General features: G+C 73.0%; 17 protein-coding genes. 5 read left to right on the top strand and 12 right to left on the bottom strand.

Annotation, left to right across the window (positions count from 1 at the left end):
• The first annotated feature begins 82 nt into the window (after window positions 1–82).
• Window positions 83–724, top strand: a complete 642-nt coding sequence (locus tag ACYU96_RS08330; RefSeq protein ID WP_460751503.1) for a class I SAM-dependent methyltransferase — start codon at window positions 83–85, stop codon at window positions 722–724.
• A gap of 92 nt (window positions 725–816) precedes the next feature.
• Here ACYU96_RS08330 and ACYU96_RS08325 read toward each other — a convergent pair whose 3' ends face one another.
• The 5 genes from ACYU96_RS08325 to ACYU96_RS08305 form a co-directional block, all read right to left on the bottom strand.
• Window positions 817–2,151 (bottom strand): tyrosine-type recombinase/integrase, encoded by a 1,335-nt coding sequence (locus ACYU96_RS08325; protein WP_460751501.1) that lies wholly within the window; start codon window positions 2,149–2,151, stop codon window positions 817–819.
• Between the two features lie 3 nt (window positions 2,152–2,154).
• Window positions 2,155–2,415 (bottom strand): helix-turn-helix domain-containing protein, encoded by a 261-nt coding sequence (locus ACYU96_RS08320; RefSeq protein ID WP_460751498.1) that lies wholly within the window; start codon window positions 2,413–2,415, stop codon window positions 2,155–2,157.
• A gap of 192 nt (window positions 2,416–2,607) precedes the next feature.
• The gene (locus ACYU96_RS08315) at window positions 2,608–2,796 is read right to left on the bottom strand and encodes a DUF5302 domain-containing protein (protein WP_460751496.1); all 189 of its coding nucleotides are present in this window, start codon (window positions 2,794–2,796) and stop codon (window positions 2,608–2,610) included.
• Between the two features lie 173 nt (window positions 2,797–2,969).
• Window positions 2,970–3,479, bottom strand: a complete 510-nt coding sequence (gene nrdR / locus ACYU96_RS08310; protein WP_460751493.1) for a transcriptional regulator NrdR — start codon at window positions 3,477–3,479, stop codon at window positions 2,970–2,972.
• 144 nt (window positions 3,480–3,623) lie between these two features.
• Window positions 3,624–4,139: a LysM peptidoglycan-binding domain-containing protein gene (locus ACYU96_RS08305; protein WP_460751490.1), complete on the bottom strand. Its 516-nt coding sequence runs from the start codon at window positions 4,137–4,139 to the stop codon at window positions 3,624–3,626.
• A gap of 178 nt (window positions 4,140–4,317) precedes the next feature.
• Between ACYU96_RS08305 and lexA the strand changes: the two genes are divergently transcribed.
• Complete coding sequence (lexA, locus tag ACYU96_RS08300) at window positions 4,318–5,082, top strand: transcriptional repressor LexA (protein WP_460751488.1); 765 nt, start codon at window positions 4,318–4,320, stop codon at window positions 5,080–5,082.
• Window positions 5,083–5,141: 59 nt separating this feature from the next.
• On the opposite strand, the gene ACYU96_RS08295 is transcribed toward lexA, so the two are convergent.
• The 3 genes from ACYU96_RS08295 to hflX all read right to left on the bottom strand — a co-directional run bounded on the left by ACYU96_RS08295 (window position 5,142) and on the right by hflX (window position 9,906).
• Window positions 5,142–6,131, bottom strand: coding sequence for an L-lactate dehydrogenase (locus ACYU96_RS08295; RefSeq protein ID WP_460751486.1), 990 nt, complete (start codon window positions 6,129–6,131; stop codon window positions 5,142–5,144).
• A 66-nt stretch (window positions 6,132–6,197) separates the two neighbouring features.
• The gene (locus ACYU96_RS08290) at window positions 6,198–8,351 is read right to left on the bottom strand and encodes an ATP-dependent DNA helicase (protein WP_460751483.1); all 2,154 of its coding nucleotides are present in this window, start codon (window positions 8,349–8,351) and stop codon (window positions 6,198–6,200) included.
• 22 nt (window positions 8,352–8,373) lie between these two features.
• Entirely contained in the window at window positions 8,374–9,906 is a 1,533-nt protein-coding gene (gene hflX / locus ACYU96_RS08285; RefSeq protein ID WP_460751480.1) for a GTPase HflX, read from the bottom strand.
• A 92-nt stretch (window positions 9,907–9,998) separates the two neighbouring features.
• Between hflX and ACYU96_RS08280 the strand changes: the two genes are divergently transcribed.
• The gene (locus ACYU96_RS08280; protein WP_460751478.1) at window positions 9,999–10,622 is read left to right on the top strand and encodes a class I SAM-dependent methyltransferase; all 624 of its coding nucleotides are present in this window, start codon (window positions 9,999–10,001) and stop codon (window positions 10,620–10,622) included.
• Between the two features lie 57 nt (window positions 10,623–10,679).
• Here the strand turns inward: ACYU96_RS08280 and dapF are convergent, their stop codons facing one another.
• From dapF to ACYU96_RS08265, 3 genes are read right to left on the bottom strand one after another with little or no spacing between them, the layout of a single operon-like run.
• Window positions 10,680–11,594, bottom strand: coding sequence for a diaminopimelate epimerase (dapF, locus tag ACYU96_RS08275; protein ID WP_460751475.1), 915 nt, complete (start codon window positions 11,592–11,594; stop codon window positions 10,680–10,682).
• On the bottom strand, window positions 11,591–12,604 hold the full coding sequence (miaA, locus tag ACYU96_RS08270; protein WP_460751472.1) for a tRNA (adenosine(37)-N6)-dimethylallyltransferase MiaA: 1,014 nt from the start codon (window positions 12,602–12,604) through the stop codon (window positions 11,591–11,593). The genes dapF and miaA overlap by 4 nt, the downstream gene beginning before the upstream one ends.
• A gap of 10 nt (window positions 12,605–12,614) precedes the next feature.
• The gene (locus ACYU96_RS08265; protein ID WP_460751470.1) at window positions 12,615–13,295 is read right to left on the bottom strand and encodes a hypothetical protein; all 681 of its coding nucleotides are present in this window, start codon (window positions 13,293–13,295) and stop codon (window positions 12,615–12,617) included.
• A gap of 97 nt (window positions 13,296–13,392) precedes the next feature.
• On the opposite strand from ACYU96_RS08265, the gene ACYU96_RS08260 reads away from it, so the two are divergent.
• Together ACYU96_RS08260 and ACYU96_RS08255 are read left to right on the top strand one after the other, a co-directional pair.
• Complete coding sequence (locus tag ACYU96_RS08260) at window positions 13,393–13,992, top strand: type III secretion system chaperone family protein (RefSeq protein ID WP_460751467.1); 600 nt, start codon at window positions 13,393–13,395, stop codon at window positions 13,990–13,992.
• Window positions 13,989–14,555 (top strand): type III secretion system chaperone family protein, encoded by a 567-nt coding sequence (locus ACYU96_RS08255; RefSeq protein WP_460751464.1) that lies wholly within the window; start codon window positions 13,989–13,991, stop codon window positions 14,553–14,555. Before ACYU96_RS08260 ends, ACYU96_RS08255 begins: the two co-directional genes overlap by 4 nt.
• Before the next feature lie 28 nt (window positions 14,556–14,583).
• Here ACYU96_RS08255 and miaB read toward each other — a convergent pair whose 3' ends face one another.
• The gene (gene miaB / locus ACYU96_RS08250) at window positions 14,584–16,311 is read right to left on the bottom strand and encodes a tRNA (N6-isopentenyl adenosine(37)-C2)-methylthiotransferase MiaB (RefSeq protein ID WP_460751461.1); all 1,728 of its coding nucleotides are present in this window, start codon (window positions 16,309–16,311) and stop codon (window positions 14,584–14,586) included.
• Window positions 16,312–16,360 lie beyond the last annotated feature (49 nt).

Below are 16,360 nucleotides of genomic sequence, written 5' to 3'. Positions count from 1 at the left end.
CGCACCCAAGACGTCGGCCAGGCAGATCGTCCCGGAAGTTCTGCCGACAACCACAGGATCGCGGTGGGTAAGGTGCTCGTCGATGTCTGACGACTGGTTGTCCGAGACCCGCACCTCCTACGACACCGACGCGTCCGGCTACGCCGCGAAGGTGGTGGGTCTGCTGGACGGCAACCCGTACCTGCGCGCGAGCCTGGCGTTGTTCGCCGACCTGGTGCGCGAGGCAGGAGGCGGGCCGGTCGCTGACGTCGGGTGCGGTCCGGGGCATGTCACCCGACGTCTGAACGACCTCGGGGCGGACGCGTTCGGCATCGACCTGTCGCCGGAGATGATCGCCATCGCGCGGCGGGACCACCCCGATCTGCGGTTCGAGGTCGGCACGATGACCGGCCTCGACCTCCCCGATCACTCGGTCGCCGGCGTCCTGGCGTTCTGGTCGGTCATCCACATCCCCGATCACGCCGTACCCGGGGTCTTCACACAGTTCCAGCGCATCCTGCGCCCAGGAGGCCCACTCCTGGTCGGGTTCCACGTCGGTGACCGGACCCGCCACAGGACCGAGGGATACACAGGCCGCCAGATCAGCGTCGACAGTCATCATCGCCGGCCCGCCCAGGTCGCCCGGTGGCTGCGAGGGGCCGGGTTCACGATCGAGGCCGAGCTGCTCCTGCGGCCCGACAACGAGGTTCCTGGAGCGATCGTGATCGCACGACGTCACGCCTGACATGTCGTGGCAGTCAGTCAGGGGCAGGAATGGGCCGCCGACCCAGGCTGGGCGCCCGGACGACGGCCCTTTCCTTGTTCTGGTGCGGCAAGTCACGCTGCCCGCTCGTCCTTCTCAGCACGCCGATCGAGGCCGGACATGGAACGGAGACCTCCGGGCACGGGCTCTTGCTCCCGAGCCTCCTGCTCGCCGATCTCCACCATCGCCTGCAACACCGCCGACACATCCGGCGCCTCACTGAGCCGCTCGATGTAGTGCCGCCCAGTCACACCGGTGTCGATCTTGTGTCCGAGCAGCGCCGCTGCCTCGAACGGTCCGCGCTCGCGCGCGACGTATGTCGCGACGGTCGACCGCAGCAGGTGCGGGTACACCTCGCCGGTCATTTCGGCTGCCGCGAGCGCCGCGCGTAGTTGTCGGCGACAGTTGGTCGGTGCCTGGCACTTGAGGACGGTGCCGTCGTCCCGGTAGCGGCGTGACGGGAAGACCGGCATCTCCGCCGTGGCGGTCGCCGGCCGGATCGTTCGGAGGGATTCGACGGCGAACGGTGGGATCACGATCACTCGTTCCCCGGCTTCGGTCTTCGGGATCTCCTGGCGGACGCAGCCTTTCCCCTTGATGGCGACCATCGTGGCGTCGATGGTGATCGTTGGCGCGCCGTCGGCGGGATCCAGGTCCGCCTCGCCCCACCGCAGTGCGAGTGCTTCGCCGATTCGTACGCCGGTGCCGAGCAAGACGTCGATCAGGACCGCCAGGTGCTTGCTGGGGTCAGGGCCCGGGCGGTCTTTCCCTGCCTTGACCCAGTCGCGCACGGCTTGACGAAGACGGTAGACGTCCGTGACGGTCATGGCCTTGGGCACGGGCTTCTTGAGCGCCGGGGCGACCGTTCTGCGCATGGGGTTGTCGCGGATCGCGTCGTGAATAACTGCGCGGTCAAGAACCATGTTGAGGACACTTCGAAGTCGGACGGCCGTGTTCGTCATGTCGTTCTCATCCGAGGTGCCGCCGGCGACGATCGAGTCGATGAAGCGCTGGCACACGGCGGGTGTCAACTCGTTGAGCCGTTTCTTCCCCAGCAGCGGGACTGCGTACCTGCCGAGGTGCTGCTCGTACTTGTCGATCGTCTGCGGCTTCATCGGCGGTCGGGGCCACGTCGAGCGCACTCGCATCTCGGTGACCCACTGCCGGCAGGCTAGTCCGACCTTTGAGTCCGGCTTGAGTTCGTCCGAGCCGCGTGCGGCGTTGAGGATCTCAGCGACAGCCGCCTGAACCCTGAGCCGCGCCTTGTCCTCCTGGGAGGCATTGCGTGAGACCGGGACGATGTCCCCGGTCATGAGCTTCAGCCTTGTCCGTGCTCGCCATGTCTTGGGGCCGGTCTGCTTGATGGAGATCTCGCCGTGCTCACCAGGCTTGAGTTCGGTCCTGCCCATGGCTCACCACCCCGATCCGGCGGCGCCCTGCTCCGGCGCCGTCTCACCGTCGCGAGGCTCGGGGTCCGCGGCGCACGATTCCAGCCACTCCCGCACATCCGCCTCCGCGAACAACAGGTGCCGGCCGATCTTGTAGGCACGAGGGCCCTGCCCGTGCTTGCGCCAGGTGTAGACCGTTGCGGGCGTCGTACGCAGGACAGTGCACAGCTCGTCGAGCGTCCACATCGGGGTGCGGTCGAGCGGCTTCTCATGCGCGGCGTTCATGTATCTGAGGTGCGCCAGGGGTGCTGCCGACTTCGTGTATCGGCAGGCATTGACGGGCGCTGGCGGGCGCTCCAACCGTGTCATGAACCGTGTCATCTTGGGGCCACCTATCTTTCCATCAGGTGCCCCACGAGAGCGACAAAGGCCGCCGACCAGGTCAGATACCCGGTCGGCGGCCTCGGTCGACCAGCCTCAGCCGCTCTTGCGGCGAAACATCTTCTGCACGGGGCCCGTGGTCTCCGAGCCGTGCACCGCTCCGGTGTTCCGCTCCGACTCCGCCGTGCGGTGGCTCGCGTTGTTCTTGCGCTCCAGCGCCTCGCGGAACTTGGCCTTCGCGTCCTCGCTCGGTGCCGTGCTGCGGTCGTCGTTCTCGGACGTCACACCGACCACCTCCTCGTCGTCTCAGGATCCCTGGCCGGGTCCGTTCGACCAGAGTCGCCCAGACAGCCACGGGGCGCCAGTGCTTTTCCACCCACGGCACGCGAACTGCACGGTTCGAACCGGCGATGCACGCACGACGGCGGCCCCTCCCGGCCCACCGGCACCGGGCCGGCTCACGCCGGGTCGACGCTCAGCGCGGCGCCGTCGCCGGCCGCCCCGGGATCACCCTCGCGGGCCTCGGCGTCCTTGCGCAGGCCCGTGATCGCCGCCTCGAAGTCCTCCAGGGACGAGAAGTCCTGGTAGACGCTCGCGAACCGGAGGTAGGCGACCACGTCGAGCTCGCGCAGCGGCCCCAGGATCGCCTTGCCGATCTCGTTCGCCTCGATCTCCGCGCTGCCCGTGCTGCGCAGCGCCTCCTCGACGCGCTGCGCCAGGAGCGCGAGGTCGTCGTCACTCACCGGGCGCGGCTGGCAGGCCTTGCGCACACCGGTGGCGATCTTGTCCCGGACGAACGGCTCCGTCGCACCGGACCGTTTGACCACCGTCAGGCTCGCGGTCTCGATGGTGGTGAAGCGCTTGTGGCACGCCGGGCACTCCCGCCGACGGCGGATCGAGGACCCGTCGTCCGACGTCCGCGAGTCCACCACGCGCGAGTCGCTGTTTCGACAGAACGGGCAGTGCATGCGGTCTCCTGCGGGCTCGGTCAGTGGCCGGTTCTCCCGGCCGAGACTTGACCGTATGCGGGCAAACCACACCCATGCAACACGACCCCAGCAATAACGAGTCCGCCCTCGGCCGACTTCGTCGCCGACTTCACCCGGCGGGAGTCACCCTGCCGGGACGTAGAGGGTCTGCCCCACCGTCAGGCCACCACCCGCCAGGCGGTTCAGGTCCTGCAGCTCGCGCACGACGTCACGCACGTCCTGGCCGGGCTCCGCGACGGACACGGCCAGCCCCCAGAGCGTCTCCCCGGGCTCGACGGCGTGCGCCCGCACCTCGGTGGGCGGCTCGGGCGAGCTGGCGACCGCCGTCGCGCTCCACACCACCGGGGTCGCCAGGACCAGTGCCGCGACGGCCACGGCAATCCGGCCCCGGACGGTCAGCCGCAGCCCTTCGAGGTCGAGGCGGGCTGCGAGCGTGCGGCCCGTGCCGTCCGGGACGCCTCCCGGGGCCGCGTGGTCCGCGCCGGCCTCCCGCGCGGCACTCTCGCCCGCGGCCGCCGGGCGGGCGCCACCCGCCGCGTCGAGGGGTGGCACCACTCGCAGATGACGCCTGCCGTACCGCGCCCGCGGCACCGACGACCTCCTGAGCCCGCGGACCTCCGTCGTGGTGGTCGTGCTCATGACCGCCTCCCGAGATAGTCTGTCGAACACTCGCCTGTCGCACACCTGTACGACGAACACCCGTACCATTGTGTAGCACGCAACACCCGTCGTGTCGAGACACGCTCGAACATCCGTTTGAGATTCCCCCTGATCCGATCTAGAGTTGGCAGCATCAATCGATGAGGAGGGCCACAGCATGACGGGACGCGAGAGGACGCCGGGCATGATGCCGGGAAGCCTGGGCAGTGTCGGCACCATCGCCCGGGGCGACGAACCGATCGACCTCGGCGACGCCGCCGAGCGCCTGACCCCCCGCCAGCGGAAGGTGCTGACGTGCATCCGTGAGTCCTTCACGGCTCGCGGCTACCCGCCGTCGATGCGTGAGATCGGTGATGCGGTCGGCCTGGCGAGCCCGTCGAGCGTGAAGCACCAGCTCCAGGTCCTCGAGCGGAAGGGCTTCCTGCGCAGGGACCCGAACCGCCCGCGAGCGATGGAGCTCGTCGACCCGGCGTCGGGCGCCCGCCAGAATCCGCCGCAGGGCGAGGTGCACTGGGGCTCGTCGACCGAGGAGTCCGGGGCCACGCCCGCGACGTCGTACGTACCGCTGGTCGGCCGGATCGCCGCTGGTGGCCCGATCCTGGCCGAGCAGGCCGTCGAGGACATCTTCGCGCTCCCGCGCCAGGTGGTCGGCGACGGCGAGCTCTTCCTGCTCAAGGTCGCGGGCGACTCGATGGTCGATGCCGCGATCTGCGACGGGGACTGGGTGGTCGTCCGCCGGCAGAACGTCGCGGAGCAGGGCGAGATCGTCGCGGCCATGATCGACGGTGAGGCCACGGTCAAGACGTTCAAGCAGACCGGCGGCCACGTCTGGCTGATGCCGCAGAACGCGGCCTACGAACCCATCCCGGGCGACGAGGCGCGGATCCTCGGGCGCATCGTCGCGGTGCTGCGCAGCCTGTGACGTGGTGCCGGGTCAGACGCGCCGCCGTGTCGGCGCGGGCGTGCTGACCCGGCAGCGCCTCACAGCCCGAAGCCGCGCTGGATCGCGCGCACCTTCTCGGCCGACGCGCGCAGGTCGCGCAGCTCGTCGTCGGACAGCGGCACCTCGATGGTCTCGGTGGCACCGCGCCGGTCCACGAGGGCGGGCACCGAGAGGCACACGTCGCTGATCCCGTAGTAGTCGTCCAGGAGCGAGGACACCGGCAGCACCCGGCGCTCGTCCTGGAGCACGGCCTCGATGATCCTCGTCGCGGCGAGCCCGATCGCGTAGTTCGTGGCGCCCTTGCCCTCGATGATCCGGTAGGCCGACTGCACGACCTCCGTCGCGATGCCCGCCCGGGCCGCCTCGTCCAGCGCGGAGCGCCCGCCGAGTCCCGGCCACTCCAGGAGCGGCACGCCGGCGATCGACGCCGAGCTCCACAGCACGATCTCCGAGTCGCCGTGCTCCCCGGCGATGTACGCGTGCACGTTGCCGACCGCCACGCCGGCCTCCCGGGCGATCGCCGCGCGCAGCCGCGACGTGTCCAGCACGGTCCCGCTTCCGAAGACCCGCTCGCGTGGCAGCCCGGAGAACTTCTGCGCCGCGTACGTCACGACGTCGACCGGGTTGGTGATCATCATGAGGATCGCGTCGGGCGCCACGTCGACGATGCCGGGCAGGATCTTCCGCGTGAGCCCCACGGTCGACTCGGCCAGGTCGAGGCGCGTCTGGCCGGGCTTCTGCTTGGCCCCCGCCGTCACGACGACGACGTCGGCCCCCTCGCACACCGCCACGTCGTCGGACCCGACGACCTCCGCCTGCGGCACGAACATCTGGCCGTGCCGGAGGTCGAGGACCTCGGCGTCGACCTTCGCCCGGTTCACGTCCAGGAGCGCGACGGTGCGCGCGGTGCCCCGGGCGAGCGCCGCGTAGGCGAGCGTCGCCCCGACGGCCCCGGCACCCACGACCGCCAGCTTCGTGGTCCTGGCGGCGGGCTGGTGCGCGGCGGTGACGCCGTCGGCTGCGGTCACGGTTCCTCCCGGGGATCTCGGTGCGTGGGGTCGCCGGCCGGCACAGGCCTGCCACCGGCAGGACTGCTAGGTATCGAGCCTGGCCAGCGCGCCGCGGACCAGTGCCGAGTCGGTCGTCGGCCAGAAAGGCGGCATCGAGCGCACCAGGAACGACGCGTAGCGCGCGGTCGCCAGGCGCGGGTCCAGGACGGCGACCACCCCGCGGTCCCCCGTGCTGCGGATCAGGCGGCCCGCGCCCTGTGCGAGCAGCAGCGCGGCGTGCGCCGCCGACACCGCCATGAACCCGTTCCCGCCGGCCTGCTCGATCGCCCGGGCGCGCGCGGCCTTCACCGGGTCGTCCGGCCGCGGGAAGGGGATCCGGTCGATGAGGACCAGCTGGCACGACGGGCCGGGCACGTCCACCCCCTGCCACAGGGACAGGGTGCCGAACAGGCATGCCGCCGGGTCCTTCGTGAACTCCCGCACCAGGGTCGGTAGCTGGTCGTCGCCCTGCGCCAGGACCGGCAGGTCGAGACGCTCGCGCATCGCCTCGGCCGCCGCCGTCGCCGCACGGCGGGACGAGAACAGCCCGAGCGTGCGGCCGCCGGCCGCGGTGACGAGCTCGGCGATCTCGTCGAGCTGGGCGTCGGTGGTCGGCTCGCGGCCGGGCGCGGGCAGGTGGCGGGCGATGTAGCAGATCCCCTGCTTCCCGTAGTCGAACGGGCTGCCTACGTCGATCCCCTGCCAGGCGGCGTGCTCGCCGTCGGCGGCGCCGTCACCGGCCGCCGCGGCGCTCTGCCGGTCCAGCCCGAACGTCCTCGCGATGGGGTCGAACGTCCCCCCGAGAGCGAGCGTCGCCGACGTGAGCACCCCGGTCGCCGTGCCCAGCAGGTGCGTCCGGATCAGCCCGTCGACCTGCAGCGGAGCGGCGTGCAGCCGGGAGACCGACTCGCTGAACCCTCCCCACCCGGAGTCCGGGCGGGTCAGCCACAGCACGTCCGCGGTCGTGTCCTCGGCGGCCATCCGCTCGGCCACCTCGAAGAGCTGGAGCACGGCGCCCTGCGCGAGCTTCAGCCCGGGGTCGCCGTCCTTCCCCGCCGCGCCGCCGGAGCCCTTCTCCTGCTTCTCCGGCCTGAGGTCGCTGAGCACGCCGCGCGCCGCGTCGCGCACCGCCGCGACGGCGTCGCGCAGCTCGCCCTCGAGGCCCTGCGGGAACCTGTTGCCCTGCGCGGTGACCAGCAGCGTGCCGAGGGCGGTGCCGGCGTCCTCCAGGCCGGTGGTGCCGGCGCCCGCGTGCCGCCGCGCGAGACGCGCCGCATGCTCCACGGACGCCGCCGAGAGCTCCACCGTGGCCGACGCCGTGACCCGGTCCACCAGCTCGTGCGCCTCGTCCACGATCACCACGTCGTGCTCCGGCAGGACGTTCGAGTTCCCGGCCGCCGCGATACCGAGCATCGCGTGGTTCGTCACCACGACGTCGGACTCGCGGGCCGACGCGCGGGCCTGGTCCGGGAAGCACTCGGCGAGCATCGGGCACTTGCTGCCGAGGCACTCCAGCGCCGTCACCGACACCTGGCGCCACGCCTTGTCCGGCACGCCCGGGACCAGGTCGTCCCGGTCGCCGGTGTCCGTCTCCCCCGCCCAGGCGTGCAGGCGGCGGACCTGGTCGGCGAGCGACGCCGGATCGTCCCGCCCGCGGCCGCCACGGCCCGCGGCGCCCGGTCCGCCGCGCCGGCCCGGGGGCTCCGGGGCCGCGTGGTCCTCCGCGCCGGGCAGGTCGAACAGCGCCGGCTCGTCACCGGGATAGCCACCCGACACCTTGTGCTTGCACAGGTAGTTGTGCCAGCCCTTGAGCAGCGCGACGCGCGGCGCCCGCGCCAGCCTCGGAGCCACGGCCTCCGCGACGAGCGGCAGGTCGCGGCTGATCACCTGGCGCTGCAGGGCCAGGGTCGCCGTGGACACCACGACGCGCTCCCCCGACGCCACCGCGTGCCGCACCGCCGGCACCAGGTACCCGAGCGACTTCCCCGTGCCGGTCCCGGCCTGCACGAGCAGGTGCTCGCCGGACTCGATCGCCTCCGTCACCGCGCGGGCCATGTGGTGCTGGCCCTCGCGCCGCCCGCCGCCGAGCGCACCGACGGCGAGATCGAGAAGATCGTCGATCTCGGGGACGTCGGTACTGGTAGCGGGTGCGTCAGCGGGGAGGGTCACGGCATCGATCGTACGGGCCGCCACTGACATCGACGAGAGGGCGGGCGCCCCGTCAGGACGCCGCGACCGCCGCTCGCCGCAGCTCGTCGGCCAGCTGCTCGTCCACGCGCCCGCGCACCAGCGTGCCCGCGGCCACGTGCTCGGTGTGGTCGATGTCGCCGTGCTCGTGCACGCGGTGCACGAGGTCCCCGCGCGAGTACGGCACGACGACGTCGACGGGGACTCCCGGGCGGGGCAGGTCGGCCGCGATCCGCGCCCGCAGCTCGGCGATCCCCTCGCCGGAGTGCGCGCTGACCACGGCCGTGTGCCGCTCGCGCCGCTGGATCCGCCCCACCACCTCGGGGTCCGCGACGTCGGCCTTGTTCAGCACCACGATCTCGTGCACGTCGCCGATCCCGGGGATCTCCGACAGCACCTCGCGCACCGCGGCGATCTGCCCCTCCGGGTCCGGGTGGGAGGCGTCCACGACGTGCAGCAGCAGGCCGGCGTCGCCCACCTCCTCCAGCGTGGAACGGAACGCCTCGACGAGCTGGTGCGGCAGGTGCCGCACGAAGCCCACCGTGTCGGCCAGCGTGTACACGCGGCCGTCCTCGGTCCGCGAGCGCCGCACCGTCGGGTCGAGGGTGGCGAAGAGCGCGTTCTCGACGAGCACCCCGGTGCCGGTGAGCGCGTTGAGCAGGGACGACTTGCCGGCGTTGGTGTAGCCGGCGATGGCGACGGCGGGGATGGCGTGGCGCTTGCGGTTGAGCCGCTTGGTCTCGCGGGCGGGCTTCATGGCGGCGATCTCGCGCCGCAGCTTGGCCATGCGGTCGCGGATGCGGCGGCGGTCCAGCTCGATCTTGGTCTCACCGGGCCCGCGGGAGCCCATGCCGGCCCCGGCTCCGCCCACCTGGCCACCGGCCTGCCGGGACATCGAGTCGCCCCAGCCGCGCAGGCGCGGCAGGAGGTACTCGAGCTGGGCGAGCTCGACCTGCGCCTTGCCCTCCTTGGACTTGGCGTGCTGGGCGAAGATGTCGAGGATGAGCGCGGTGCGGTCGACGACCTTGACCTTGATGACGTCCTCCAGCGCGCGGCGCTGGGAGGGCGCGAGCTCGCCGTCGACGACGACGGTGTCGGCGCCCACGCCGAGGACGAGGTCGGCCAGCTCGGCCGCCTTGCCGGATCCGAGGTAGGTGCCGGGATCCGGGTTCTGGCGGCGTTGCAGCAGACCGTCGAGCACCTCGGAGCCCGCGGTCTCGGCGAGCGCGGCGAGCTCGCGCAGCGAGACCTCCGCCTCGCGTGCGGCGGCCTCGCCGCCGGAGAACAGGCCGACCAGTACCACCTTCTCGAGGCGGATCTGCCGGTACTCGACCTCGGTGACGTCGTCGAGCTCCGTGGACAGGCCCGCGACGCGGCGCAGCGCGCTGCGTTCCTCCAGCTCGAGCTGGTCGCCGTCGTGGGCGGTGTGGACGGTCTCACCCTCGGAGCGCGCGGTCCCCGCCCGAGCGAGCACCCGCGCCACGACGTCGTTCGCGATCGCCTGGGCGCCTCGCTGGTCGTCCGGCTCGGCGGCCGGGGCGTCGGGTTCGGTCGGGACGTGGGTCATGTATCGCCTTTCGCGTGGGTGACGTCTGGTACAACAAGGGTCCCACGGGTTCTCGTCCCGGTTCCATGGAAATCCGGACCTAGGATCGTGCCGTGCCCCAGGACGACGTCGGACCGAACGACCACTACTTCAGCGCGCGGCCGGCGTCGGACGCGGACCTGCGCACGGTCCGGGTCCCGATCGCAGGGCGGGACGTGGAGCTCGACGTCGCGGCCGGGGTGTTCTCCCCCGGCGGCGTCGACAAGGGGACCCGCATCCTGCTGGACACGGTCCCCGCCCCTCCGGACGGCGACCTGCTGGACCTCGGCTGCGGCTGGGGGCCGCTCGCCCTGACGATGGCGACCCTGCGCCCGGACGCCCGCGTCTGGGCCGTCGACGTCAACGAGCGTGCCCTGGGTCTGGTGCGGCGGAACGCCGGGCGCCTCGGCCTGGGCAACGTCCGCGCGGTCACGCCGGACGAGGTGCCGGAGGGCGTCCGGTTCGCCGCCGTGTGGTCCAACCCGCCGATCCGGGTCGGCAAGGTGGTACTGCACGAGATGCTCGGACGGTGGCTGCCGCGTCTGGTCCCGGACGCGGCGGGCTGGCTGGTGGTCCAGAAGAACCTCGGCGCCGACTCCCTGGCCCGGTGGATCGAGGACGAGCTGGGCCTCCCGACCACCCGCGAGGAGACCTCGAAGGGCTTTCGCGTCCTGCGCGTCTCGCCGCCACGGGGCTGACGCCCGCCGGCCGAGGCGGTACGCCGGGCCTGCCGGGACCGCCTCGGCGGGGGCGGGTCAGGTGTCGAAGGTGCCGGAGAAGACGAGCTCGGCGGGGCCCGCCAGCTCGACGTGGCCGCCCGGCAGCGCGCGGACGCGCACCTCGCCGCCCGGGATCTCGACGAACCAGGTGTCCGGCGCGGTGTCGCCCTGCCAGGCGCGCACCGCGAGCGCCGCGGCGCAGGCGCCCGTCCCGCAGGACTGCGTCTCCCCCACGCCGCGCTCGTGCACGCGCATGCGGATACGGGCCGCGGGCTCCCCGCTCGGCGCGGTCTCGTCGCCGAGGGGTACGACCAGCTCGACGTTCGTGCCGGCCGGCGGGGTGGGCGCGACCTCGGGGGCGACCGTCAGGTCGAGCTCCTCCAGCTCGTCGGCGCCGGCCAGCGCGACGACGGTGTGCGGGTTGCCGACGTCCACGGACAGTCCGGGGCGGGGGGTGTCCCAGCCGCGCACCACGACCCCGGCGTCGTACCCGGCGTCGCGGGCCGCGTCCCCGCCGGGCAGCAGCCAGGGGCCCATGTCCACGGCGTACCAGCCGCTCGCCTCCTTGCGGACCCGCATCACGCCCGCGCGGGTGCCGAGCGCGAGCACGGGCGCGCCGTCCGCGAACGACGTGTAGCCGAGCCGCTCGGCGAACGCAGCGAAGACGCGGACGCCGTTGCCGCACATCTCGGAGACGGAGCCGTCGGCGTTGCGGTAGTCCATGAACCAGATGGCCGACGGGTCCTCGGCGAGGATCGTGTCCCCGATCTCCTCCCCGGCGGCGATCGCGGCGGTGGAGGTGAGCCGGATGACGCCGTCCGCCCCGATCCCGCCGCGCCGGTCGGTGATGCGTCGCACCTGCTCGGGGTCCAGACGAAGCTCGTCCTTCGGGTCGGCCACGAGGACGAAGTCGTTGTGCGTGCCGTGTCCCTTGGTGAACGCGATCTTCATGTGCCCAGACTACGGCGAACCGGGCCTCGTCCGGGACGGGGCAGGACGCCGTCGTCGGCGGCCGCGACGACGGCGAGCGCGTCGTCGAGCAGCGTGGGCGAGCCGGCGTCCAGCCACTGCACGCGGGGGTCCCGGCCGAACCAGCCCATCTGCTTGCGGGCGAGCCTGCGGGTGTTCGCCGCGATCGCGGCGCGCGCGTCGTCCTCGCCGGTCTCGCCGCGGAACCAGGCCAGGATCTCGGCGTACCCGACGGCGCGTGCCGCCGTCGTCCCGAGGCCCGGGCCGGTGCCGCCCTGCTCGGGCGCGGCGAGCCGCCGTACCTCGTCGGCCAGGCCCCCCGCCCACATCCGCGCGACCCGTGCCTCGACCCGCTCGTCCAGCCCGGCGCGGTCGCAGTCGAGGCCGATCTGCACCGCCGGGCGCACGTACTCCTGGCGCGGCAGGTTCGCGGTGTACGGCGCGCCGGTGAGCTCGATGACCTCCAGCGCGCGCACGATCCGGCGGGTGTTGGCCGGGCCGATCGACCCGGCCGCGGCGGGGTCCCGCCGCGCCAGCTCGGCGTGCAGGGCGCGCCTGCCCTCGCGCTCGGCGCGTTCCTCGAGGCGGGCCCGGACCGCGGGGTCGGTGCCGGGGAAGTTCATCTCGTCGAGCAGAGCCCGCACGTACAGGCCGCTCCCGCCGACGACGACGGCCCGGGCGCCGCGTGCACCGATCGCGTCGAGGTCCGCCCGGGCGGCGCTCTGGTAGCGCGCCACGGACGAGTCCTCGTGCGGATCGAGCACGTCGAGCTGGTGGTGCGCGACACCGCGCCGCTCGCCGGCGGGGACCTTCGCCGTGCCGATGTCCATCCCCCGGTAGAGCTGGTAGGCGTCGGCGTTGACGATCTCGGCGGGCGCCCGGCCGCGCTCGGCCCCGGCGCGCCCCGGCCCGGGGCCGAGCACCTCGGCGAGGTCCAGCCCGAGGTCGGACTTCCCGGTGGCGGTGGGCCCCACGACGGCGACGACGATCACGTGGGCCAGCCTAGGAGGTCGCGTGCGATCCTTCGGCCGCGGCGAGCGTCGTCAGCCGGTACTCGGCCGGGAGATGGTCGTGGGAGCGGGCGAAGGTGCGGGTCGTGGTCGTCCAGGCGTCCGCGCCGACGGCGGCGAGGAGCGCCGCGACCCCCGGGGCGGGCGCGGCAGGGTCCGCCGGGGCGACGGCGGCCGGTCCGGGCTCCGCACCCGCGGCGACGACGAGGGTCCCGCCGGTGTCGAGATGCCGGGCGAGGAGGTCCGTGCCTGCCGCGTGCCGGGCGGGCACCTCCAGGACGGGCACCTCGGCCGCCCGGTCGCCGAGCGCGAGCCCGAGGCAGAACAGCGCGACGGACGCCGCGGTGCCGGCCGGGGATGGCTCGGCGCGCGCCGTGCGTCCGGTCTCGTCGTGCCGGGCGCCGGCGGATGCCGCAGGAACCGCCCAGGGCTCCAGCACGCCGTCGGGCAGCATGTGATCCGCGACACCCGCCGCAGCGAGGGACGGACGCAACGGCTCCGGTCCGCGGGCCCCGGAAGAGCCGTGCGCGAGCACCATGGGCGGCCCGTCCTGGGCGAGGCCGGCGAGCGCCGCACCCACGGCGAGCCGCACGTCGGCGAGCGGATCCGAGGCACCCGAGGCACCCGGCACGAGCAGGACGGTCGCGGGCAGGATCACGGCACGGAGCAGCACCAGGTCACCGTAGTGGACCGTGCACGGCAGACCATCCCATGAGACAGGTTTCACGAATTCCTGGGTGTTGCCCGCCCGTCGCGGGTACTGTGGTTCGGTGAGGTTCTTCGGACCACGCCGTCACGAGGCGGCGGATGAAGGCGATCGTGCCGGACACCGTACGCCCCGCCCCGGGCCACCGGAGCTCTCCGACGACGAGCTGCGGTCCCAGGTCGAAGGCGTCCTGCTACGCGAGCTGACCGGCGAGTTCGACGACCCGGCAAAGGTCCCGACGCCGCTGAGCCGGGAGCGGGTCACGGAGTGGTTGTCCGAGAGCGGGTTCAGCTATTTCACCGACTCCGAGGGCGACATCGGGGGCATGTGGCACGGCTGGCTGTTCCACTTCCTGGTCGTCGGCGAGGGCTCCGAGGTGCTCCAGGTGCGAGGGCAGTGGCACCGCGACCTGACGATCGAGCGTCTCGAGGAGGTCCTCGACGTCTGCAACGACTGGAACGCCGAGTGGATCTGGCCCAAGGCCTACGTCTGCGTCCGCGACAACGGGGCCGTGCTGGTCTACGCGGAGGTCACGGTCGACCTGGAGCACGGCGTGTCGGACGACCAGCTCGACCAGCTGCTGCAGTGCGGGCTGACCACGGGCTCCATGTTCTTCGAGCACCTGGACGACACGTACCCGGACCCGTTGAGGTCGGCCCCGTGAGGCCCGACAACGATCGGGTGAGCTCCCGGCGCGCGGCGCCCGCCTGGCTCACGCGACTGTTCAACCCGCGCACGCTCGACGGCGCGCCGGCCGACGTGCCCGCCGTCGCCGAGGACAACGTCGACGTCGAGCTGCCCCGCCCGATGACGACCCAGCGGATCGCCGACGACCTCGCCCGGCGCGGCTACAAGTTCCGCATCGACAACGACGGCGACGTGACCGGCACCTGGGACGGCAACCGGTTCTGGTTCCTGCTGCTCGGCGAGCACGACGAGATCCTGCAGATCCGCGGACGATGGGCCGGGAACCTGGCGACGTCGTCGCGCCTCAGCGTGCTGCAGGCCACGAACGACTGGAACCGCGAGCGGATCTGGCCGAAGGTCTACGCCCGCTCGGAGGCGTACGGACTGACGCTGTACTCCGAGGTGTCGGTCGACTTCGAGCACGGCGCCACGGACGACCAGCTCGCGCAGACCGTGTCGTGCGGGCTCGTCACCGCCGCCCAGTTCTTCGCCTCGGTCGCGGCCCTCACCCCGCCGGAGATCAGCGACGACGCACGCTGAGCGGTGGGCGCGCGGAGGCCGGAGGCCCTCACGCGCCCGGCGCTCGGCGGGGGCCGACGGTCGGCATGCCGAGCGTGACCGGGCCGTCCGGCGCGGGCGCGCCGTGGCCGTGGTCGTCCCCGCCGCCGAGGCGCGCCTTCTCGCGGGCCGCCCAGGCGTCGCCCGAGCGGGTGCGGCGCACCGTGAGACCGGTGCTCCCGGCGTCGGCACCGCCCCCGCCGTCCACCGCCGAGTCGGCGATGAGGTGGTGGGGCGCCGCGTGCGTCACGGTCACCGTCACCATGTCGCCGGGCCGCGGGAGGTCCGGGGCGAGGTCCGCGACGTCGGCCAGCCGCGGGTCGTCGAGGCCGGCCGGCTCGGACGGGAGGCCGGAGGGGCCCGCAGCGCCGCGCGGGCCGCCGTCGGCCGCCGTGGCACCCGGCAGCGCGAAGTGCACGAGTCGGTTGTCCGGCGCGCGGCCGCTGAGGCGGTGCCGCGCGCCGTCCTTCCTGCCGGCGCCCTCGGAGACCAGCACCTCCAGCGTGCGGCCGACCTGCGTCCGGGACTCCTCGCCCGAGATCCGCTCCTGCAGGGCGAGCAGCCGCTCGAAGCGCTCCTGGACGACCTCCTTCGGGAGCTGGCCCTCCATCGTCGCGGCGGGCGTGCCGGGCCGCGGCGAGTACTGGAACATGAACGCCGAGCTGAACCGTGAGGCCTCGACCACGCGCAGCGTCTCGGCGAAGTCCTCCTCGGTCTCGCCCGGGAAACCGACGATGATGTCGGTGGTGATCGAGGCGTCCGGCAGGGCCGCGCGCACCCGGTCCAGGATCCCGAGGAACTTCGCCGAGCGGTAGGACCGGCGCATCGCCCGCAACACCCGGTCCGACCCGGACTGGAGCGGCATGTGCAGCTGCGGCATGACGTTCGGCGTGGCGGCCATGGCCTCGATGACGTCGTCGGTGAACGCGGCGGGGTGCGGGGACGTGAAGCGCACGCGCTCCAGGCCCTCGACCCTCCCGCAGGCGCGCAGCAGCTTCGCGAACGCCCCGCGGTCACCGAACTCCACGCCGTACGAGTTCACGTTCTGCCCGAGCAGCGTGACCTCGACGGCGCCCGCCGCGACCAGCGCCTCGACCTCTGCGAGGATCTCGCCCGGCCGGCGGTCGCGCTCCTTGCCGCGCAGGTGCGGCACGATGCAGAACGTGCACGTGTTGTTGCAGCCCACGGAGATCGACACCCAGCCGGCGTAGACGGACTCGCGGCGGGTCGGCAGCGTGGAGGGGAAGACCTGCAGCGACTCCGCGATCTCCACCTCGGCCTCCTCGTTGTGCCGGGCGCGCTCCAGGAGCACGGGCAGGGCGTCGAGGTTGTGCGTGCCGAAGACGACGTCGACCCACGGCGCCTTCTCCACGATCGTGCCGCGGTCCTTCTGCGCGAGACACCCGCCCACGGCGATCTGCATCCCCGGGCGCCGCGACTTGATGCTCGCGAGCTGGCCGAGGTTGCCGTACAGGCGTGTGGCCGCGTTCTCCCGCACCGCGCAGGTGTTGATCACCACGACGTCGGCGCGGCTCGCCGCCTCGTCCTCGTGGGAGGCGCGCCTGTAGCCCGCCTGCTCGAGCATGCCGGCCATGTGCTCGGAGTCGTGCACGTTCATCTGGCAGCCGAGGGTGCGCACCAGGTAGGTGCGGGGCTCGGGGACGACGCCGTCCTCGGTGGCGGCGGTCCGGACGGTGGCCGCGGCGTCGGGCGGGGTGGGGAGCGTGGGCGTTGACATCGCGCCAATTCTACGATTCCCCGGCGACGTGTGCGGCCCCCCGGGCCGA

The sequence above is a fragment of the Myceligenerans cantabricum genome (assembly GCF_054777735.1).
Note: the sequence above shows the minus strand (reverse complement) of the source record. Positions and strands in the feature narration are given on the sequence as shown.